Source organism: Arthrobacter sp. NPDC057259 (assembly GCF_042668995.1).
Lineage (GTDB): Bacteria > Actinomycetota > Actinomycetes > Actinomycetales > Micrococcaceae > Arthrobacter.
This window is the reverse complement of record NZ_JBHUYA010000004.1, coordinates 131097-151479: the sequence shown is the minus strand read 5'-3', so window position 1 is coordinate 151479 and position 20383 is coordinate 131097. Positions and strand designations below refer to the sequence as shown.

Here is a 20383-nt window from a genome sequence, read left to right as displayed (position 1 = left end):
ATGGCAGCGGACAGCGCGGCAACGCCCACCACCCACACCGACCTCGACGCCCTCAGCTACGAGGAGGCCCGCGAACAGCTCGTCGCGGTCGTCGGCAAGCTGGAAGCCGGCGGGGTCAGCCTCGAAGACTCACTCGCCCTGTGGGAACGCGGCGAGGCACTGGCCAAGCGCTGCGAGCAGTGGCTGGAGGGTGCCCGGAAGCGCCTGGCCGCCGCAAAGGAGCAGGCGGCCGACGAGGGCTAGGAGCGCCGGACCAGCTCCCGCTCCATGTCCAGGTCGATCTCCGGGGCGGGCCACTGCAGGGCCAGGGACTCCAGCGCGTCCAGCAGGAGCTGCTGCACGGCGATCCGGGCGTACCACTTCTTGTTCGCCGGCACCACGTGCCAGGGCGCGTGCTCGGTGCTGGTCCGCTCAAAGGCAGCCTGGTAGGCGTCCATGTAGTCGTCCCAGAAGGCCCGCTCCTTGAGGTCGTTGCCGCTGTACTTCCAGTGCTTGGCCGGATCGTCCAGGCGGGCGAGCAGGCGCTGCTGCTGCTCGTCCCGGCTGATGTGCAGCATCACCTTGACGATCTTGGTGCCTGCCGCGGCCTGCCGGGCCTCAAATTCGTTGATGGCCCGGTAGCGGCGGTCCAGTTCCTCGGCGTCGGCCCAGCGGTGCACCCGGTGGATCAGGACGTCCTCGTAGTGGGAACGGTCGAAGACGCCGACCATCCCGGCCGCCGGCACCTCCTTCTCGATCCGCCACAGAAAATCGTAGGACTGCTCCTCGGGCGTGGGTGCCTTGAAGGATTTCAACTGCACGCCCTGCGGGTTCATCTGGCCCATGACGTGGTTGACGATCCCGCCTTTGCCGGCGGTGTCCATCGCCTGCAGGACCAGCAGGACCCGCTTCTTGCCACCGGCGCGTGACTCCGCGAAGAGCTGCTCCTGGAGCCGGGTCAGCTTGCCGTCCAGTTCGCCGAGCAGGGTCTCGCCCGCGGCCTTGTCGCCGCTGTACCCGGGGGTGGCGCCGGGGTCCACATCGCCCAGGCTGAACTTCTTGCCCGCCCTCAGCAACTCGGCGGGATGTTTCTCAAAGTTCACGGCGTCTGCCATTACAGCCTCATTCCGGTCCGGGCAGCCGGCCGCCGCGACGGGTGTCCGGCGGCGCTGCTGACCCGAATCCTAGTTGCCCTTGTAGCGGCTGAGGAAGTCCGCCATGCGGTTGATGGCTTCCTCCAGGTCCTTGACGTTGGGCAGCGTGACCATGCGGAAGTGGTCCGGGCGCACCCAGTTGAAGGCCCGGCCGTGGGAGACCAGGATCTTCTGCTGCCGTAGCAGGTCCAGTACAAACTTCTCGTCGTCCCGGATGTGGTAAACCTCCGGGTCCAGTTTGGGGAACAGGTACATGGCACCTCGGGCCTGCTGGGTGCTCACGCCGGGAATGGCGTTGAGCATGTCGTAGGCCTTATTGCGCTGTTCCAGCAAACGGCCGCCGGGCAGGATGAGATCGTTGATGCTCTGGTACCCGCCGAGGGCGGTCTGGATGGCGTGCTGGGCCGGGACGTTGGCGCAGAGCCGCATGTTGGCCAGCAGGTTGATGCCCTCGAGGTAGTCAGCGGCGTTCTTCTTCGGCCCGGAGATGGCCATCCAGCCTGCCCGGAACCCGCAGACGCGGTAGGCCTTGGACAGTCCGCTGAAGGTCAGGCAGAGCACGTCATCCCCGGTGAGGCTCGCCATGTTCACGTGGACGGCGTCTTCGTAGAGGATCTTCTCGTAGATCTCGTCGGCGAAGAGCACCAGGCCGTGCTTCTCGGCCAGGGCCACGATCTTCTTCAGCGTCTCCTCGGGGTAGACGGCGCCCGTGGGGTTGTTGGGGTTGATCACCACGATGCCCTTGGTGCGCGGGCTGATCTTGGCTTCCAGGTCCTCCAGGTCCGGCTGCCAGCCGGACTCCTCGTCGCAGAGGTAGTGGACGGGCTTGCCGCCGGCGAGGGCGACGGAGGCGGTCCACAGCGGGTAGTCCGGTGTGGGGATCAGCACCTCGTCGCCGTCGTCGAGCAGGGCCATCAGGGACATGGTGATCAGTTCGCTTACACCGTTGCCGAGGTAGATGTCGTCCACGTGGATGTTCTGGATGCCGCGGGTCTGGTAGTACTGCGAGACGGCGGTGCGGGCGGAGAAGATGCCGCGGGAATCGCTGTAGCCCTGGGCGTGCGGCAGGTGGCGGATCATGTCCACCAGGATCGCGTCCGGCGCTTCGAAACCAAACGGGGCCGGGTTTCCGATGTTCAGTTTGAGGATGCGGTGACCCTCTGCCTCCATCTGCTGGGCGGCCTGAAGAATCGGTCCACGGATGTCGTAGAGGACATTATGAAGCTTGGTGGACTGCTGGATTTCTGCCATCCATCAAATATGCCATAAGGGTGATGGACTTCCCCTGAGACTTGCCTCACAGCCCGTCACGGCCATACGGACCAACGGCAGCGGCCGCCGGGCCCCCGTCATCCGGGTCCCGGCGGCCGCCGTCGTCAGGGTGAGGCGCCGTCTACTTGACGATGCCCTTGTCCTTCAGCCACGCCGCGGCGGCGTCCTTCGGGTTCTGCTTCTGGCTGCCGCTGACCGCCCGGTTGAGGTTGATCAGGTCGTCGGTGGTGAGCTGCTTGGAGACGGCGTTCAGCGCTTCCTTGGCCTTGTCCGTCATCTTCGCCTTGTTGTACAGCGGCAGGACCTGCTGGGCGATGAAGTTGTTCTTCGGGTCCTCCAGCACCACCAGGTCGTTGTCCGCGATGGCGGGGGTGGTGGTGTAGATGTCGGCTACCTGGACCTGGTCGGAGAGCAGGGCCTTGACCGTCAGGGGACCGCCGCCGTCGCTGAACGGTTCCAGCTTCTTGGGCTCGCAGTTGTAGTTCTTCTTCAGGCCCGGGAGGCCGTAGGCGCGCTCGGCGAACGTCGCGGGGGCGCCGACGACGATCTCGCTGCAGACCTTGGCCAGGTCCTCGATGGACTTCAGCTTGTACTTCTCCGCGGTGGCCTTCGTGACCACCATGGCGTCCTTGTCCTCGGCCTTGGACGCGTCCAGCACGGCCAGGCCGTCGGGCAGCTTGCCGGGCAGCGCCTTGGCGATGTCGTCCGCGGAGACCTCGGTGGCTTCCTTGTTTACGTACAGCAGGAGGTTGCCGGTGTAGTCCGGGACCACGTCCACCGAGCCGTCCTGGACGGCCTTGAAGTACACCTCGCGTGAGCCGATGTTCGGCTTCGTGGTGGCGGTGACGCCGGCCGCGTTCAGGGCACCGGCGTACAGCTCGGCGATGATCTGGCTCTCGGTGAAGTCGGCCGAGCCGATCACCAGGGACCCGCCGGCGCCGCCGGTGGAACCGCCGCTGGCCGGCGCGGAGGACAGCGGGTTGGACGAGCCGCCGCAGGCGGACAGCGCCAGGGCCAGGCCGACACCGGTGGCCAGGGCGCCGAATGCGCGCCTGCCGAGGGCTCGTTGGCGGTTTTCCTTCATGATGTACCTCCTTGAAGAACAGGCTCCGCGGTCGCGGGGTCTGTGAGATCAACCGTGGCCTGCTGGCCCCGGTTTGGTGTGCGGGCGGCGCCCCGGACGAGGAAGAGCCGCTGGAACAGGGCCAGGACGAGGTCGACGGCGATCGCCAGCACGGCGATCAGCAGCGAGCCGCCGAGCATTTGGGGGAAGTCGGAGAGCACCAGCCCGTCGAAGAGGTAGCGCCCCAGGCCGCCGAGGTTGATGTACGCGACCACCGACACGGTGGCGATGACCTGCAGCACGCCGGTGCGGAACCCGCCGAACATGACGGGCAGGGCGTTGGGGAACTCGGCCCGGAACAGCACCTGGAGTTCGGTCATGCCCATCGCGCGGGCGGCGTCCACCACGTTTCGGTCCACGCTGGAGATGCCGGCATAGGTGCCGGCCAGCAGGGGCGGGACGGTCAGGATCACGAGGGCCCAGACCGGGGGCATCAGCCCGATTCCCGCCAGCAGGACAAAGAGCGTCAGCAGGCCCAGGGTGGGCAGGGCCCGCAGCGCGCCGGCGAGGGCGACGACGGCCACCCGGCCGCGTCCGGTGTGGCCGACGAACAGGCCCACGGGCACGGCAATGGCCACGGCGATCAGCATGACCAGGCCGGTGTATTGCAGGTGCTCGGCCAGGCGCACGGGAATCCCGGTGCTGCCGGACCAGTGGTCCGGGTCTGCCAGCCACGCGAAAGTATCGGAGAAGACGTTGCTCATGCGCTGGCCTCCACGGTGGCCGCGCTGCCGCGGGCGGCCCGCCCGGGGCCGTCCGGCTTCGCCCTGGCCGCGCGGGCCCAGGGGGTCAGGAGACGCTCGAGCAGCACCAGGAGGGCGTCCATCACCAGCGCGAGGATCAGGATGGCGATGATGCCCACCATCACCTCGGTGACAAAGTCGCGCTGCAGCCCGGCGGTGAACAGCATGCCGAGGTTTCCGATCCCCAGCAGCGCCGCGACGCTGACCAGTGAGATGTTGCTGACCGAGACCACCCGCAGGCCGGCGAACATCACGGGCAGGGACAGCGGCAGGTCGATCTGCAGGAAACGGGCCAGCGGCTTGAAGCCCATGGCGACGGCGGCCTGCTGCAGATCATCGTCCACCGAATCGAAGGCGTCGAGGGCGGCACGGACCAGGAGCGCCACCGCGTAGATGGTCAGCGCGACGATCACGTTGAGCGGGTCCAGGATCCTGGTGCCGATCACGGTGGGCAGAATGATGAACAGCGCGAGGGAGGGAATGGTGTAGAGCAGGGACGAGGCCGTGAGAACCACGGCCCGGAGGGTGCTGCTGCGTCGCGCCAGCTGGGCCAGCGGGATCGCGATCAGCAGGCCCAGGACCATCGGCACCACCGCGAGCACAAGGTGCTGGCCCGCGAGGGTGAAGACGGTCCCGCTGTTGGCCAGAAACCATTCCATCAGAGTCGTCCCTGCCTGGCCCGCCGGTCCGCGTCGATGACGGCGAGCACCTCGTCGGCCTTGAGAATCCCGGCGACACGGCCGTCGTCGTCGACGGCGACGCCCAGACCCGAGGGCGAGGACAGCGCCGCGTCCAAGGCGCGGCGGAGGGTCTCGCCCTTGCGGAAGAGGGAGCCGCCGGGGACAGTGGCCGCTCCTGCCCCGGGACCGCTCCAGCCCAGGGGACGGCCCTCGTCGTCGACCACCAGCTGCCAGTCTCCGGCGCCGTTACCGGCGCCGAGCTCGTGGATCCGGACGGTCTGCGCCGCGTGGATGCGGACGCCGTCGGACGGGCTGAAGGCTAGGTGCCGGAAACCGCGGTCCCGGCCCACGAAGGCCGCCACGAACTCGTTGGCGGGAGCGCGCAGGATTTCCTCCGGCGCGGCGTACTGGGCGAGCTTTCCACCGGTAGCGAAGACGGCAACCTTGTCACCCAGGACGGTGGCCTCGTCGATGTCGTGGGTGACGAACACGATGGTCTTGGCGAGGTCCCGCTGCAGGCGCAGGAGTTCTTTCTGCAGCTCGTCGCGGACCAGGGGGTCCACGGCGCTGAACGGCTCGTCCATGAGCAGCACGGGCGGGTCCGCGGCGAGCGCCCGGGCCACGCCGACGCGCTGCTGCTGGCCGCCGGAGAGCTGGGAGGGGTAGCGCTTCCCGAGGGCGGAGGCGAGCCCGACGACGTCGAGCAGCTCCTCGGCGCGCTTGCGGGATTCGGCTTTGGAGACGCCGTTGAGCCGCGGGACGGTGGCGATGTTGTCCAGGACCGTACGGTGTGGCATCAGTCCGGAAGACTGCATGACGTAGCCCATGGAGCGGCGCAGCTGGGGTGCGGGGACACTGGTGACGTCCCTGCCGTCCACGGTCAGGGTGCCCGAGGTGGGCTCCACCATCCGGTTGATCATCCGCAGGGAGGTGGTCTTGCCGCAGCCGGACGGGCCGACGAAAACCGTGATCGCGCCCTTGTCGATGGACATGCTCAGATCGTCAACGGCGGCCTGGCCGCCCTGATACTTCTTCGTGACGCTCTGGAACTCGATCATGGCCTCTGCCATTACGGGCTTACCTAACTGTTGGCGGCAACATGGGACGGTCCAGCCAACTGATCATATGCATGCTTATTTTTTACTGTAAAGCGAGTAGGAGCCCAGCGTAGCGGGCGCCGCAGACAGGTTGATCAAACGAGTCGAAAAAGTGATCAAACCGTCCCACGGCGCCCGCGTCCCCGCGGCGGCGGCGGACCGCCTCCGCGGGGCGAGCGAAACTCTCCCCGCGGAGTCTTCGGCACCGTTACCCGGACGGATGGGCGCACCTTTTCGTTAGCGGCCGCGCCGCCCGGCCTTGCCGCCGCTGCTGCCACCTCTGCTGCTGCCGGGTTCGCCGGAGCCGGCGGCCCGTTTGGCCCCGTACCCCTCTCCCAGGCGTTCCGCCGCCCGCTGGCCCCGGCTGGCCGCGGACACCTTCTGGTGCCATTCCCGCTGGTAGGCCCGCCGCGCGGCCGCGTCGTGCCGGCGGCCCAAGGCGGCAAGCTCGCGCCGCATCTTCTGGTAGCTGGCCCAGCGGCGGCCCTCCAGTGTGCCGTCGGCGAGTGCGGCCTGAACCGCGCAGCCCGGCTCGCGGTCGTGGGCGCAGTCGGCGAACCGGCAGCCGGCAAACAGCTCCTCGAGGTCGCCGAACATTTCGCCCATGCCGTCCTCGGCGTTGTACAGGCCAAACCCGCGCACCCCCGGGGTGTCCATCAGGACGGCGCCGCCGGGCAGCGGCACCAGCTCGCGGACGGTGGTGGTGTGGCGGCCCTTGCCGTCACCGGCCCGGACGGGTCCGGTGTCCTGGACATCGGCCCCGGCGAGCGCGTTGATCAGCGTCGACTTCCCGGCTCCGGAGGGTCCCAGCAGCATGATGGTGCCTCCCGGGGGCAGGTGGGCCAGCAGTTCCTCCAGTCCGTCGCCCTGCTGCGCGGAGGTGGTGACCACCGCGGCGCCGGCGGCCTGGTGGAGGACGGTGGCGACGACGTCGTCCGCCACGCCCGCCAGGTCCGCCTTCGTGATGACCACCAGGGGTGTGGCGCCGGAATCCCAGGCGGCCACGAGGGTGCGCTCCAGGCGGTTGTGGGTGAGGGGCCGGTCCACCGGAACCACCACCCCTACGACGTCCATGTTGGCGCCAAGCACCTGGGCCTCCGAGGAAGCGTCGAAGGCCTGTTTGCGGGTCAGTGCCGTCCGGCGGGGCAGGACGTCGATGATGGCGGTCTCCCCCACGCTGTCGGGGCCGAGCCACACCCAGTCGCCGGTGGCGGGCAGGCCGCCGTTGCGGGGATAAGGGAGTTGGAGCGGACCGTCGTGGGCGGCGACCACGACGCGGGTGCGGTCGACGCGCGCCACGCGGCCGGCGCCGGTTCCTCCGGACACGGGATGTCCGGCAAACAGGTCCCGGACGGAATCGGTGAAACCGTAGGCTTCCGGGCCGCTGGGGCCGTGGTGATGATGAGATGGTGCAGAGTGAGCGTTCGAATGAGCGTTCAATGGGAACCCTTTGTACTGGGCCCCGGGACATGTCGCCCGCTGCGGTCGGAATGGACCGGTGGAAACCCGCCCGGCAGGAGGTGCCGGGGTCGGGTCAGGAAGCGCGGACGGCCGGGGCAGAACGTGTGCTGTGGCTGCTGGTGGTGCGCTGCGCGCACAGGTCCGTTGCAATCATCACGTTCACCTCCCCCGCAGTAGCTTTCGCGTTCCCCGCTGCCGTTCACGGCGCGGTGTCTTCAGGGTAGCCGCCCCCGCCGCCGCTGGCTAGGGACCGTTCGGAGAAAGCCTGCCGTCCACCGGTCGTTCCCGGTAGAGCCTCAACGCCACATCCACGAGCGAGACCCGGTTCAGTCCGGCGACCTCGGCCAGCGGGATCCACGCCGCGTGCGTGGTGCTGCCGCCGACCTCATGGCGCAACTCTCCCCCGGTGATCTCCGCTTCGTAGACGAGCCGGAGCGACTGGAAGTCCCGGTGGCCGCCGTCGAGCCGTGACTCGGCGGGCCAGTACCCGACGTCCACGCCCAGCAGGGCGCCGACGGCGGCGTCATAGCCGGTCTCCTCGAAGATTTCCCGCCGGCAGCCGTCCACGGGGTGTTCGGCCAGGTCCAATCCCCCGCCGGGCAGCGTCCAGCCCTCGCGGCCGCCCTGCTTCCAGTACGCGAGCAGAAGGTTGTCGTCGCGGATGACGACGCCGTAGGCGGCAGGGCGGGTGTCGAATGGCAGGGTCATCGTCCCAGCGTAACCGCGCACCGCCGGCCCTGCCGGATCCGGCGGCCGGGCCCTAGAGTTTGAGGGTGACCAACCTCGAAGTCCTGCCGCCCGAAGAAGTCTGCCCCGCCGCGCACAGCGTGGCCGGAACCGCCAGCGGTCCGTGCCTCCAGCTCTGGCCGGCCCGCGAGGTCCCGCTCGGCGGGGTCCGGGCCATGAACGTCTCCCGCACCCTCCCGCAGAGGGGCCTGCCGACCGTGGGCGCGTGGTGCTTCCTGGACAGCTTCGGCCCCGACCGCGTCGCCATGTCCGTGCTCCCGCACCCGCACACGGGACTGCAGACCGTCACGTGGCCGCTGGCGGGAACCATCCGGCACCGCGACAGCGTGGGCAGCGACGTGATCGTCCGGCCCGGGGAGCTCAACATCATGACCGCCGGACGGGGCGTCTCCCACTCCGAGTTCGCGGTGCTGCCCGGCGGCCCTGATGCCGAAATGCCGCTGCAGCGCGGCCTGCAGCTGTGGGTGGCGCTCCCGGACAGCGACCGGCACCGCGCCCCGGCGTTCGAACAGCACCGGGACCTGCCCGTGGTCCGCGGCGAGGGCTTCGCGGCGACCGTCATGGTGGGGAGCCTGGCCGGGACGACGTCGCCCGCCACCACCTTCACGCCGATCCTTGGGGCCGACATCAGCTGCGACGGGCCGCTGGACCTGCCTTTGGACCCGGACTTCGAGCACGCCGTCCTGGTGCTCGACGGCAGCGTGGAACTCGACGGCCGGCAGGTGCCGCCGGGACCGCTGGGCTACCTCGGTACCGGACGGGACCGACTGCAACTGGTGGCCTCTCCCGGAACCCGGTTCGTGCTGCTGGGCGGGGAACCGTTCGAGGAGGAACTGCTGATGTGGTGGAACTTCGTCGGCCGCAGCCACGAGGAGGTGGCACAGGCGAGGGAGGACTGGGAGGCGCAGGCCGGACTCACGGACGCCGACGCCGCGTCGGCCCGCTTCGGGCTGGTGCCCGGCCATGGACCCGACGCCGGCCCGGAAGCCGGGCGGATCCCCGCGCCGCCGCTGCCTGGGGTTCCCTTGCGTCCGCGCCGGCGGCACTAACGACGACGGAGGGGTGGCCCGCCGGGCCCGGGTAGGCCGGCTCAGTCCTGTTCGGCGACGAGCTGCAGGACCCCGAACACCGGCTCCTGCTGCAGCACCCGGACATCGGTGATACCCTCGGCCGCGAGCGCGGTGCGGAAGGCGTCCTGCAGGCGCACCACGTTCATTCCCAACCCGCTGCCCAGAATCACGGGACCGGCGATGCCGAGCTGCCGGAGGGTCTGGGCGGCAAGGTCGGCCAGGTCGCGCCCGGCCTGTCCGATCAAGGCCTGGCTGGCGGGGTGCCCGGCGTCGGCGGCCTCGACCACCACACGCGCCCGCTGGGCCCAGAAGCGCCGGCCCGTGGCCGGCGAGTGGAAGAGGGCAATGAGCTTGTTGGGGTGGTCCGTGCCGCAGGAGGCCAGCAGCGCCCGGGTCAGTTCGTCCGGTTCCAGTCCCTGGTTCATCCGGCGCAGGCTGTGCCGGACCGCTTCCCGGCCGAGCCAGTAGCCGCTGCCCTCGTCGCCGAGGAGGTAGCCCCAGCCTCCGGCACGGGCCTCGGCGCCCTCGGCGTTGCGCCCCCAGGCGGCAGAACCGGTGCCGGCAATGACAGCCACCCCGGTGGCGGCTCCTCCGGCCGCCAGCAACAGCCGGGAGTCATGCACCACGGTGACCCGGGCACCGGGGGCGTGTGGGGCGATCAGCGCGGCGAGCGCGGCGGCGTCCTCGTCCGTGTCGATGCCGCCGGCGCCGGCGTAGACGCGGGCGATCGTGCCGCCGCCGATCCGGGCAAACAGCTCCGCCAGGTTCCGGGCCGCCTCCTCGCGGGTGACGTTTTGGACGTTGGCGCTGCCGACGGACTCGTCGGCCACGGGGACGCCGGCTTCGAAGCGGACAGCGCGCGTCTTGGTTCCGCCGATGTCCAGGCCGATCACGGCCCCGTCGGGGCTCGGGACGGCGGCCGGGGGGACGGAGGGGGTGTCAGAATGGGTCACCGAACAAGCCTACTGACAACGGCCGCCGAAAATCCCGTCAGGAGTACCCATGCCGCACCCGATGTTTGGCACCAGCGTCATCGCCGCGCCGATGGCCGGCGGGACGTCGACGCCGTCGTTCGTCACCGCCGTGCACCGGGCCGGCGGGCTGGGCTTCCTCGCCGCCGGCTATAAGGACCCCGCCGCGATGGCGGCCGAGATCCGCTCCGTGCGGTCCACCGCCGCCCGGTTCGGAATGAACGTCTTCGTCCCCGACCCGGCCCAGCTGCCGCCGGGCCCCGCCGTGACGGCGGCGCTGGAGGCGTACCGGCAGGAGCTGATCCCCGAGGCGGGTCGCTATGGCGTCGAGCTCCCGGCGCCCCGGCTGGACGATGACGACCGCTGGCAGGAGAAGATCGATCTGCTGCTCGCCGACCCGGTGGAACTGGTCAGCTTCACCTTCGGCCTGCCTGGGGCGGACACGGTGCGGCGGCTGCAGCAGAAGGGTTCCGTGGTCCTGGCAACCGTGACAGGGGTGGCCGAGGCGAGGCTGGCGGAGGAGCAGGGGGTGGACGCCCTGGTGGTGCAGCACTCCTGCGCCGGCGGGCACAGCGGGGCCTTCCTGCCGGGATCGCTTGGGTCGTTGCAAGAGGGCCCAGGGGAGGGAACGACGGCGGACCTGGTCCGGGCGGTCCGCGCCGCCGTCGCGCTCCCCCTGGTGGCCGCCGGCGGCATCATGGACGCGGCCGGGGTGGCCGGCGTCCTCGCGGCGGGCGCCGGCGCCGCGCAGGTGGGGACGGCCCTGCTGCGCACAGAGGAGAGTGGAACCCGCCAGCTGCACAAGGATGCCTTGGCCAGCCCGCGCTTCATCGGAACGGCCATGACCCGGGCGTTCACGGGACGTGCCGCCCGGGCCCTGGTGAACGAGTTCGTTGCCGCGCACCCGGACGCGCCGGAGGCCTACCCCGCGGTCCATCACCTGACGGCCCCGCTGCGGGCGGCCGCGGCCGCCGCCGGGGATCCGGAACGGCTGAACCTGTGGGCGGGCACCGGATGGCGACAGGCGCGGGCCGGACCGGTCGCCGGGGTGCTGGCACGGCTGCTGGGCTAGCCTCGCTCCACGCGCCGGCCGCAGCGCGCCGGGGACGGCCGCCGGAGACGACCGTTTAGCGGCCGGAGCGGCCGCGGACGAAGCCCGCCAGCAGGGAGGGACCCTCGCTGAGCACCAGCTCCCGGAACAGCCGGACCGGGTCCGGTTCGGCGTCCGCCCCGCCGCGCCGATCCCGCCAGGCGAGGCCGATCTCACGGAAGGCCAGGTCCGACTCCAGCGCCAGCTCCACCCAGCCCAGTTCGGGCGGCTGTCCGGGCTGGTGCCGGTCCGGGGACGGGCCCGCCGGCGGCAGGATGCTGACGCCAAGCCCGGCCGAGACCAGCCCCCGGGCCGTATGGGAGTCCTGACTTTCGAAGGCGATCCGCGGCCGGAAGCCGGTCTCCCGGAACAGGGCATCGGAGAGGGAGCGCAGCCCGTACCCGGGGCCCATCGCCACGAACGGTTCGGCCCGCAGTTCGGACAGCGGTACGCTGGCCCGGCCCGCCAGGCGGTGGCTGTGGTGGACCACCAGGCGCAGTGGTTCCCGGTAGAGGGCGGCAGAGGAGATCCCCCGGCTGGGGGCTGCGACGGGGGCGGTCAACGCCAGGTCGGCCTCTCCCGCGGCAAGCTCGGCCAGGCATCCCTCGCGGGAGCCCTGACTGAGCTGGAAGGCCGGCTGCGGGTGCCGCCGGTGGAAGGCGCTGATCAGCAGGGGCAGCATCGCCTCGCCGAAGGTGTGCTGAAAGGACACCGCGATCCTGCCGCGGACCACCTCCGATTCATGCCGGACCACGTCCAGTCCCGCCTGGAACTGGGCCAGGGCCGCCTCGATGTGCGGCAGCAGCGCCTCCGCCGCCGGGGTGAGCCGGACACCCCGGCCGTCGCGGAGCAGCAGCTCCGTGCCGATGAGGCGGCCGGCCCGCGCTACGCCGCGGCTGACCGTGGATTGCGGCAGGCCAAGGGCCTCGGCCGCCGCGGTGACGTGCCGGGTCCGGCCCAGCTCGGCCAGGACCGGCAGCAGCGGCAACAGCTGGACAAGGTGTTTGTGCTCCACATCCACGCGGGACCTCCTCGGCACGGGACCTCCCGACGGGCCGGGAGAATTGTTCCATTATCGCTATGAGTCTGATGATAATGATGCATTGGAAGCATACCCGGCCGGCGTCTACGCTGGGCAGATGCCCCGCCACCCCGTCTCCAGCCCCGCCACCGGCCGGCCCTCCCCCGTGGCGCGGCCCGCCCCCGGCACTGAAGCCCCAAGGAACCACGGGCAACGGGAACCGCAGGCAGCGTGGGCCGGCCACCGCAAGGGCTCCGCGGGATACCGCAGGATCCTTGCCGGCCTGGCCTTCGCCGGCGTCGCCACCTTCGCGCAGCTGTATTCCACCCAGGCCGTCCTGCCGCTGATTGCGCGCGGAATGGAGGTCACCGCGGCGGAGGCCGCCCTGACGATCTCCCTGGCCACCATCGGGCTGGCCCTCACGGTCCTTCCGTGGTCCTTCGTTGCGGACCGGGTGGGCCGGGTCCGGGCCATGGCCTGGGCGATCTCGGCGGCAACCGTGTTCGGCCTGCTGGCGCCGCTGGCGCCGACGTTCCCGGTGTTGCTCGCCCTGCGGGCACTGGAAGGTATGGCACTGGGCGGGATTCCGGCGATCGCGGTGGCCTACCTGAATGAGGAGATCACGAAGGCCCAGGCCGCACTGGCCGCCGGGACCTATGTTGCCGGCACCACCCTGGGCGGGCTGGCGGGCCGGTTGCTCGCCGGACCCGTCGGCGAACTCTGGGGCTGGCGCGCCGCCGTCCTGTGCGTCTCCGCCATGGCCGCGGTGGCGGCGGTCCTGTTCCTGGTCCTGGTCCCGCCGGCCCGGAACTTCACCCCGTCCCCGGCCGGGGGCTTGCGCGGCGCGTTGGCCACCCTGGGACGCCATGGCCGGAATCCGCGGCTGCTGGCCATCTACCTGCAGGCCTTCCTGCTGATGGGCGGCTTCGTGGCCGTCTACAACTATTTGGGGTTCCGGCTCTCCGCCGCACCGTTCGGCCTGCCGGCCACCCTGATCAGCCTGATCTTCCTGGCCTATCTCTCGGGCACGGTCTCGGCCCGCTGGGCCGCCGGGCTGACCGCGCGGCATGGCCGCCGGAACGTCCTGATCGCCGGGACGGTGCTGATGGTGGGCGGCCTGGCGCTGACGCTTACCGCTCATCTGGTCCTGATCCTGGCCGGGCTCCTGATCTTCACCGGCGGTTTCTTCGCCGCCCACAGCATCGGCTCCGGCTGGACCGGGGTGATCGCCAGCGGCGGCCGGGCCCAGGCCGCCTCGCTCTACAACCTCGCGTATTACCTGGGCTCCAGCGTCCTGGGCTGGGCGGGGGGCCTGCTCTTCCAGTCGCTGGGCTGGACGGCGCTTGCCCTGGGGGTGATGGCACTGGCGGCGACGACGGCGGCGGTCACCGCCGTCGTCCATCCGGCCGGCGTGCCCGGCGCCGCGCAGGCCTAGCGCGTGGCTTCCAGGGCCTGAACCAGGTCCGCGATGATGTCCGCCGGGTCCTCGAGCCCCACCGAGACCCGCAACAGCCCGGCGTGCGGCTTCGCCTCGGCCGCAACGGGCCGGTGTGTCAGGCCGGCGGGATGCTGGATGAGGGAGTCGATGCCGCCCAGGGAAACGGCGTGGGTGAGCAGCCGGACGGCGCCCGGAAGCCGCCCGGCATGGTCCGCGCTGCCCAGCTCGAAGGCCAGCAGCGATCCCGGACCGGCCATTTGGGTCCCCACCAGCCCCAGCGGATCGCAGTCCGGCAGCCCCGGATAGTAGACGCGGCGGACCAGCCCGTGGCCGGCCAGTGCCACCGCCACCTTGTGCGCTCCGGCCTGCTGGGCCCGGACCCGGACCGGCAGGGTGGCCAGGCCGCGGTGCAGGAGGTAGGCCGGCCAGGGCGTCAGGATTCCGCCGGTGATGGCCCGCACCCGCCGCAGCCGGGCGGCCCACTCGCCGCCGGCCGCAATGACCCCGCCCATCGCGTCCCCGTGGCCGCCGATGAATTTGGTGGCACTGTGCAGCACCATGGCCGCCCCGTGGCGTGCCGGCTGCTGCAGCACCGGGGTGGCGAAGGTGTTGTCCACCAGCACCGGGACCCCGTCGGCGGCGGCCACGACGGCGGCGATGTCCACCAGGTCCAGGCTGGGGTTCGCCGGCGTTTCCAGGATCACCAGGCCGGTGTCCGGCCGCAGCGCCCCGTGCACGCCGCCGGCCGTGGTGAAGGTGACCTCGGTGCCCAGCGCGCCGGTGGCCAGCAGGTGGTCGCTGCCGCCGTAGAGCGGCCGGACCGCGACGATGTGCTTTCTCCCCGTCGCCACGACGGCCAGCAGTGCGGCACTCAACGCGGCCATGCCGCTGGCGAAGCCCACGGCCTCGGGCATCGCCTCGAGCAGGGCCACGCCCTCTTCGAAGCGTGCCACCGTCGGATTCCAGAGCCGCTGGTAGACCGTGCTTTGGCCTTCCTGCGGGGTGCCGCCCGTGGCCAGCTGCTCGTAGGCGAGGCCGCCGTCGTGGACGGAGGGAAGCGGGGCGGTGGTGGACAGGTCGATCGGGACGGCATGCAGGCCCTGGTCCGTGAGGCCCTGGCGGCCGGCGTGGACGGCCTGGGAGTCGAAGGAAAGCACGATTCTCCTTGTGAATATTCGCCATTGAATAGGGAAAGTATCCGGCAGATATTCGGAAGGAGACAGGTGTTTCGAATGGAACCGGCGGATATGGCCGCCTATGATGAACCTAAACCACATGGAGGAGGACCCGTGAGCAGTGCTGCGAAGAATGTTCGGACCGGAGCGGGGGCCGGCGAACCGCTGGACGCGATCGACGAGCGTCTGCTGGCAGCGCTGGTGGCGGACGCCCGCATCTCCAACAAGCAGCTGGCCGAGCTGGTGGGCATTGCGCCCTCCACCGCCCTGATGCGCACCCGGGCGCTCTCCGACCGCGGCATCATCCAGGGCTTTGAGGCCAAACTCAGCCTCCCCGCCGTCGGCCGGTCGGTGCAGGCCCTGATCGCGGTGCGCCTGCGGGCCCACGACCGCGAACAAATCGACCGGTTCACCGCCCGCGTGCCCAAGCTCCCCGCCGTGCTCTCGACCTTTCACACCTCCGGCTCGGTGGACTACCTGCTGCATATTGCCGTGGCCACCACCGAGGACCTGCGTGACTGGGTGCTGGACAACCTGGCCACGGACCCGGTGGTGGGCCACACGGAAACCACGCTGGTCTTCGACCACATCCAGGGCAACCACGGGCCGCTGCCGGACTGAGGCGAGGGACCTTCGGCGCCCGCGGACCCGAGGGACTAGGCGCGCAGCGCCTGCCGCAGCGACACCGCCGCGAGAATCAGGCCCAGCGCGGCGCAGAGCACCACGAAGCCGGCCACCGCGGTCTGCAGCCCGACGGCGCCCGCGGCCAGGCCGAGCCCGATCACCGGGAAGGCGCTGCCGAGGTAGGTGATCACGTACACCGTGCTGATGATCTGCGCGTGGCGGGCCGCCTCGACCTTGCCGGCGACGGTGTTGAAGACGGTCCGGAACGCCACGCCCTGGCCCAGGCCCGCGGTGACGCTCGCCGCGACCAGCAGCCAGGGGCTGCTCCAGGCGGCAGCGGCGGCGATCAGCAGCACCGAGACGGAGAGCAGAACGAGCCCCGCCGGCACCACGAAGCGTCCCCTCACGGCCAGCAGCTGGCTCAGGGCGGACGCGGCGAGGGTGAGCCCGGCCAGGACCCCGATCAGCGGACGCGAGTCGGCGTGGACGATCTGCGCGAAATAGCCCGGGGCCACGGAAAGGCAGAAGCCGAACACGGCGAAGCTGAGGAAGCCCACCGACGAGGCGAGCCAGAAGGCGCCCCGTGCCACGCTGGAGACGGAGGGCCGGCGCGGGGCGAGGACCTTCAGCGGCTGCTGCCCGGCGGTGGAGGTGATCGCGGGGCGGGCCTTGAGCAGGTACAGGGGGACCAGGAGCGCCGCCAGGACCAGCGAGTGGAGGTAGTACGGCGTCGACGTCGGACCCGGGAACACCGAGAGCAGCCCGCCGATCGCCGGCCCGGCGGCCACCCCGCCGGCCGAGGCGAGCAGCGTGAAGCGGGAGGCCCATTCGGGCCGGCTGGGCAGCAATTCCCGCAGCGCCGCGGAGCTCGCTCCGGTGGCCAGGGCCACCGCGGCGCCCTGCAGGGCGCGCCCTGCGCAGAGCGCCGCCAGGCTGTCCGCCGAGGCAAAGACCAGTCCGCCTGCCAAGCCCGTCAGGACCGCCAGCACCAGGGCAGCACGCCGGCCGATGTGATCGGACCAGTGCCCCGCAAGGATCAGGGTGGCCACGAGGGCCAGGACGTAGGCCGAGAACGCCACCGTCACGTCCAGCGCCGAGATGCCCAGCCGGGCCTGCAGCAGCGGGTAGAGCGGGGTCGCGAGATTGGCTCCCACCAGGAGCGTGAAAATGACGACGCCGGCCATCACCAGCCGGGCGGTGACGGAGGCATCCCAACCCCAGCGGGCGGCGGTGGCCGGGCGCATGCGGAGTTCGCTGAAGACGGTCATGACGGTGTCCCTGCACATCGGGGTACCGCGGGCGTTCCCGGTGGGGAGGCTACGGACCCGGTAAAGAAATGGATGCCTCCAGAATGCGGCACGCATGATCGTTCACCTCTCTTTTCGTGCCAGAATTGATCAAAACCATCAATGATGCCCCGCGCGGATGAACCGGAGTGATGATTTGAACAGCCTCGACCCCACCGACCTGCGGATCCTGCTGGAACTGGTCAAGGATCCCCGGGTCCAGATCGGCGAACTCAGCGACGCCCTGGGCATCGCGCGGAACACGGCGCAGACCCGGGTCCGGCGGATGCTGCGTTCTGGGATCCTGCACGACGGCGGCCGCGAGATCGACCTCGAGGCGGTGGGGTACGACGTCGTCGCGTTCGTCACGATCGAGGTGAACCACCGGGAGCTCGACGGCGTGGTCGCCGCGCTGCGCCTCATCCCCCAGGTACTGGAGGTGCACGAAATCTCCGGCCGGGGCGACGTCTGGTGCCGGCTGGTCGCCACGGACACGCACAATCTCCAGACTGCCCTGCGCTCCATCCTGCGGATCAAGGGCGTCATCCGGACCGAGACGGTGCTCGCCCTGCACACCCACATCCCCTACCGCACCGAGCCGCTGATCAGCCGGCTGGCCCAGGGCGCCGCCGGGACCGCTGCGCGGCCAGCGCGCCGGGCCGTTGCGGCCGGTGACGGCACCGACGCTGGATAATGGCCCGGTGACTATCATCGACAACGCCGTCTACGTGGACGGCGTCCGCCGGGCCGAGCCCGAGAGCCTGGAACAGACCTTCGAGACCCTGAATCGCCACGGGGGCATGGCGTGGATCGGCCTCTACCGTCCCACCACCGAGGAAATGGCCGCCGTCGCCGCCGAATTCGGGCTGCACGGCCTCGCCGTGGAGGACGCCGTCTCCGCCCACCAGCGCCCCAAGCTGGAACGCTACGACGACAACCTCTTCACCGTGCTCCGGCCCGCCCGCTACCTGGACGACTCCGAGACCGTGGAGTTCGGCGAGCTGCACGTCTTCACCGGCCGCAACTTCGTGGTGACGGTGCGGCACGCCGAGACCGCCGGCGTCGGCCAGGTGCGGCGCCGCCTGGAGCTGCGCCCGGACCTGCTCTGCCACGGGCCCGAGGCCGTGCTCTACGCGCTGATGGACCAGGTGGTGGACGACTACGGGCCGGTGGTTGCCGGGCTGGAAAACGACATCGACGAGATCGAGGACCAGCTCTTCAGCGGCGACCCCCTGGTCTCCCGGCGCATCTATGAGCTCGCCCGCGAGGTGATCCACTTCCAGCGGGCCATCCATCCGCTGCCGGCCATGATGCAGCACCTGCGCAGCGGCTTCGAGAAGTACCGCGTGGATTCGGAACTGCAGCACAACCTCCGCGATGTCGAGGACCACGTGGAGCGGCTGATCTCCCGCGCGGACTCCTTCCGGGACCTGCTGCAGAACGCGCTGACCCTGGACGGCACGCTGACCGCCAACCGCCAGAACGAGGCGAGCGCCGAGCAAAACGAGCAGGTCAAGAAGATCTCCTCCTGGGCCGCGATCTTCTTCGCCCCGTCCTTCGTGGCCGGGGTGTACGGCATGAACTTCGAGAATATGCCGGAGTTGCACTGGGCGTTCGGGTATCCGATGGCGATCGGCCTGATGGCCGCCACGGCGACGCTGATGTACGCCATCTTCAAGCGGAAGGGCTGGCTCTGACCGGAGCCCGCTGAGGCCGGCGCTCCCTGACGGGCGCGGGCGGACCGTACCGCCCCGCGTCCCGCGCCCCCGTGTACTCTGGCCGCATGAGCGCGCGGCGGGAGCGGTTCCGGCACATCGTGGAGACCCTGGGCAGGCACGGGCTGGGATTCGCGGTGGGCGGGCTGCACCTGGAGCGGTTGCATCTTCCCGGCCGGCCCGGAGGGTTGCCCGGCGCCCGGATGCCTGCCCCGGAGCGGGTGCGCCTGGCCCTGGAGGAGCTCGGGACGGTGTTCATCAAGTTCGGCCAGATCGTCTCCACCCGGACCGACATCCTGCCCCCGGACTACGCCGGGGAGCTCGCCACCCTGCAGGACGCCTCCCCCGCCATCCCGGTCGAACAGATCCGCGACGTCATCGCCGAGGAGCTCGGGCCGGCCGCGCATCAACTGCTGGACGGGCTGCGGGACACACCGCTCGCCACGGGTTCCATCGGGCAGGCCCACGAGGCAACACTCGCCGACGGGGGCGCCCTGGCCGACGTCGTGGTCAAGGTCCGCCGGCCCGGCGTCGTCGAGGAGGTCAACGAGGACCTGGAAATCATGGCCGAGCTGGCCAAACGCGCCGAACAGGCGTCCGCGGCCGTGGCCGGCTGGCGGGTCGCGGCGCTGGTGGACGAGTTCGCCCAGACCCTCCGGGCGGAACTGGACTACCTGCAGGAGGCGCGCAACGCCGAGCAGTTCGCGGCGAACTTCGCCGGCGACCCGCGCGTGCACATCCCCCTGGTCTTCTGGGACGCCACCACCACGCGGGTGCTCACCCTGGAGCGGCTGCGCGGCATCAAGATCAGCGACGTCGGCGGGCTGCGGGCGGCCGGGATCGACACCGGGGACCTCGCCGTCCGGGCCTGCACCGTGCTGCTGAAGATGGTCTTCGAGGACGGGTTCTTCCACGCCGACCCGCACCCGGGAAACTTCTTCGTCGAACCCGACGGCAGGCTGGGCATCATCGACTTCGGCATGGTGGGCAGGATCGACGACGGCGCCCGGTGGAACCTGGTGCGGGTACTGCTGGCGGTGGTGGACAAGGACCCCCGGAGCCTGACCACCGCGGTGGTGCGGCTCTGCGGCGGCGCCGACGTCGACTACGGCACCCTGCAGGCGGCGCTGGGCCGGCTGTTGGACCGCTACGCCGACCGGCCGCTGGCGGAGGTGCCGCTGGTACCGGTCCTGGCCGAGCTGGCCGGCCTGCTGCGGACCAGCCGGCTCCGCCTGCCGCGGGAGACGGCCCTGATGGTCAAGATGCTGGTCATGGCCGACGGGCTGGGCAAACAGCTGGACCCCGGCTTCGAGCTGACCGAGCAGCTGGGGCCCTTCACCCGCGGTGTGGTGCTCTCCTCGCTCACCCCGGAGGCGGTGGCTGAGCGGCTGAAGAAGCTCGGGTGGGAGGCCCTGAGGTTCGGCATCGAGGCACCGGAGCTGGCCCGGAGGCTGCTGGAGGTGCTGGAGCGCGGCGGGGTGGACGTGCATTTCCGGGCCGGGGAACTCCAGGCGCTGATGGACCGGGCGGAGAAGACCGGCAACCGGATCGTCGCGGGCCTGATCGTCGCGGCGCTGATCGGCGCCGTCGGGGAACTGGTGTCCTTCCAGCCGGACCGGTGGAAACGGTGGCCCAAGGCCCTGTTCACCGCCGGGCTGGGCGGTGTTGGTGCCCTCGGCGGCTACCTGGCGCTCGGCTCGCGGCCGCGACGACGGCGCGGGACCTCCTAGAGCCGCC

At 70.8% G+C, this 20383-nt stretch carries 20 protein-coding genes; 8 read left to right on the top strand and 12 right to left on the bottom strand.

Features of this window, described 5'->3' with window-relative positions:
- The gene (locus ACFUCU_RS08485; protein WP_290255813.1) at positions 1-243 is read left to right on the top strand and encodes an exodeoxyribonuclease VII small subunit; all 243 of its coding nucleotides are present in this window, start codon (positions 1-3) and stop codon (positions 241-243) included.
- On the opposite strand, the gene ACFUCU_RS08480 is transcribed toward ACFUCU_RS08485, so the two are convergent.
- The 8 genes from ACFUCU_RS08480 to ACFUCU_RS08445 all read right to left on the bottom strand — a co-directional run bounded on the left by ACFUCU_RS08480 (position 240) and on the right by ACFUCU_RS08445 (position 8217).
- Positions 240-1094: a polyphosphate kinase 2 family protein gene (locus ACFUCU_RS08480; RefSeq protein ID WP_377971986.1), complete on the bottom strand. Its 855-nt coding sequence runs from the start codon at positions 1092-1094 to the stop codon at positions 240-242. The genes ACFUCU_RS08485 and ACFUCU_RS08480 overlap by 4 nt on opposite strands.
- Positions 1095-1163: 69 nt before the next feature.
- Complete coding sequence (locus ACFUCU_RS08475) at positions 1164-2384, bottom strand: pyridoxal phosphate-dependent aminotransferase (protein ID WP_290255815.1); 1221 nt, start codon at positions 2382-2384, stop codon at positions 1164-1166.
- A 142-nt stretch (positions 2385-2526) separates the two neighbouring features.
- Positions 2527-3489: an ABC transporter substrate-binding protein gene (locus ACFUCU_RS08470; protein WP_377971984.1), complete on the bottom strand. Its 963-nt coding sequence runs from the start codon at positions 3487-3489 to the stop codon at positions 2527-2529.
- Entirely contained in the window at positions 3486-4232 is a 747-nt protein-coding gene (locus ACFUCU_RS08465; RefSeq protein ID WP_377971983.1) for an ABC transporter permease, read from the bottom strand. The genes ACFUCU_RS08470 and ACFUCU_RS08465 overlap by 4 nt, the downstream gene beginning before the upstream one ends.
- Positions 4229-4930, bottom strand: coding sequence for an ABC transporter permease (locus ACFUCU_RS08460; RefSeq protein WP_377971981.1), 702 nt, complete (start codon positions 4928-4930; stop codon positions 4229-4231). The genes ACFUCU_RS08465 and ACFUCU_RS08460 overlap by 4 nt, the downstream gene beginning before the upstream one ends.
- The gene (locus ACFUCU_RS08455) at positions 4930-6021 is read right to left on the bottom strand and encodes an ABC transporter ATP-binding protein (protein ID WP_377971979.1); all 1092 of its coding nucleotides are present in this window, start codon (positions 6019-6021) and stop codon (positions 4930-4932) included. The genes ACFUCU_RS08460 and ACFUCU_RS08455 overlap by 1 nt, the downstream gene beginning before the upstream one ends.
- 264 nt (positions 6022-6285) lie before the next feature.
- The gene (gene rsgA / locus ACFUCU_RS08450) at positions 6286-7488 is read right to left on the bottom strand and encodes a ribosome small subunit-dependent GTPase A (protein WP_377971978.1); all 1203 of its coding nucleotides are present in this window, start codon (positions 7486-7488) and stop codon (positions 6286-6288) included.
- Between the two features lie 264 nt (positions 7489-7752).
- Positions 7753-8217, bottom strand: a complete 465-nt coding sequence (locus ACFUCU_RS08445) for an NUDIX hydrolase (protein WP_290255820.1) — start codon at positions 8215-8217, stop codon at positions 7753-7755.
- A gap of 65 nt (positions 8218-8282) precedes the next feature.
- On the opposite strand from ACFUCU_RS08445, the gene ACFUCU_RS08440 reads away from it, so the two are divergent.
- Positions 8283-9305, top strand: a complete 1023-nt coding sequence (locus ACFUCU_RS08440; RefSeq protein WP_377971977.1) for a pirin family protein — start codon at positions 8283-8285, stop codon at positions 9303-9305.
- 41 nt (positions 9306-9346) lie between these two features.
- Here ACFUCU_RS08440 and ACFUCU_RS08435 read toward each other — a convergent pair whose 3' ends face one another.
- Positions 9347-10279 carry an N-acetylglucosamine kinase gene (locus ACFUCU_RS08435; RefSeq protein ID WP_377971975.1) on the bottom strand — a complete coding sequence of 311 codons (933 nt, stop codon included), beginning with the start codon at positions 10277-10279 and terminating at the stop codon, positions 9347-9349.
- A 49-nt stretch (positions 10280-10328) separates the two neighbouring features.
- Here ACFUCU_RS08435 and ACFUCU_RS08430 point away from each other — a divergent pair, with 49 nt between their 5' ends.
- On the top strand, positions 10329-11369 hold the full coding sequence (locus ACFUCU_RS08430) for a nitronate monooxygenase (RefSeq protein WP_377971973.1): 1041 nt from the start codon (positions 10329-10331) through the stop codon (positions 11367-11369).
- Positions 11370-11424: 55 nt separating this feature from the next.
- Here ACFUCU_RS08430 and ACFUCU_RS08425 read toward each other — a convergent pair whose 3' ends face one another.
- The gene (locus tag ACFUCU_RS08425) at positions 11425-12408 is read right to left on the bottom strand and encodes a LysR family transcriptional regulator (protein ID WP_377971972.1); all 984 of its coding nucleotides are present in this window, start codon (positions 12406-12408) and stop codon (positions 11425-11427) included.
- Positions 12409-12526: 118 nt separating this feature from the next.
- On the opposite strand from ACFUCU_RS08425, the gene ACFUCU_RS08420 reads away from it, so the two are divergent.
- Positions 12527-13843, top strand: a complete 1317-nt coding sequence (locus ACFUCU_RS08420; protein ID WP_377971970.1) for an MFS transporter — start codon at positions 12527-12529, stop codon at positions 13841-13843.
- Here ACFUCU_RS08420 and ACFUCU_RS08415 read toward each other — a convergent pair.
- The gene (locus ACFUCU_RS08415) at positions 13840-15003 is read right to left on the bottom strand and encodes a trans-sulfuration enzyme family protein (protein WP_377971969.1); all 1164 of its coding nucleotides are present in this window, start codon (positions 15001-15003) and stop codon (positions 13840-13842) included. The genes ACFUCU_RS08420 and ACFUCU_RS08415 overlap by 4 nt on opposite strands.
- A 132-nt stretch (positions 15004-15135) precedes the next feature.
- Here ACFUCU_RS08415 and ACFUCU_RS08410 point away from each other — a divergent pair, with 132 nt between their 5' ends.
- Positions 15136-15642 carry an Lrp/AsnC family transcriptional regulator gene (locus ACFUCU_RS08410; RefSeq protein WP_290255827.1) on the top strand — a complete coding sequence of 169 codons (507 nt, stop codon included), beginning with the start codon at positions 15136-15138 and terminating at the stop codon, positions 15640-15642.
- A gap of 35 nt (positions 15643-15677) precedes the next feature.
- Here the strand turns inward: ACFUCU_RS08410 and ACFUCU_RS08405 are convergent, their stop codons facing one another.
- Positions 15678-16913: an MFS transporter gene (locus ACFUCU_RS08405; RefSeq protein WP_377971967.1), complete on the bottom strand. Its 1236-nt coding sequence runs from the start codon at positions 16911-16913 to the stop codon at positions 15678-15680.
- 157 nt (positions 16914-17070) lie between these two features.
- Between ACFUCU_RS08405 and ACFUCU_RS08400 the strand changes: the two genes are divergently transcribed.
- The 3 genes from ACFUCU_RS08400 to ACFUCU_RS08390 all read left to right on the top strand — a co-directional run bounded on the left by ACFUCU_RS08400 (position 17071) and on the right by ACFUCU_RS08390 (position 20376).
- Positions 17071-17625: an Lrp/AsnC family transcriptional regulator gene (locus ACFUCU_RS08400; RefSeq protein ID WP_377971966.1), complete on the top strand. Its 555-nt coding sequence runs from the start codon at positions 17071-17073 to the stop codon at positions 17623-17625.
- A 7-nt stretch (positions 17626-17632) separates the two neighbouring features.
- Positions 17633-18628, top strand: a complete 996-nt coding sequence (gene corA, locus ACFUCU_RS08395; RefSeq protein ID WP_290255830.1) for a magnesium/cobalt transporter CorA — start codon at positions 17633-17635, stop codon at positions 18626-18628.
- A gap of 86 nt (positions 18629-18714) precedes the next feature.
- Complete coding sequence (locus ACFUCU_RS08390) at positions 18715-20376, top strand: ABC1 kinase family protein (protein WP_377971964.1); 1662 nt, start codon at positions 18715-18717, stop codon at positions 20374-20376.
- The last annotated feature ends 7 nt before the right edge of the window (positions 20377-20383 follow it).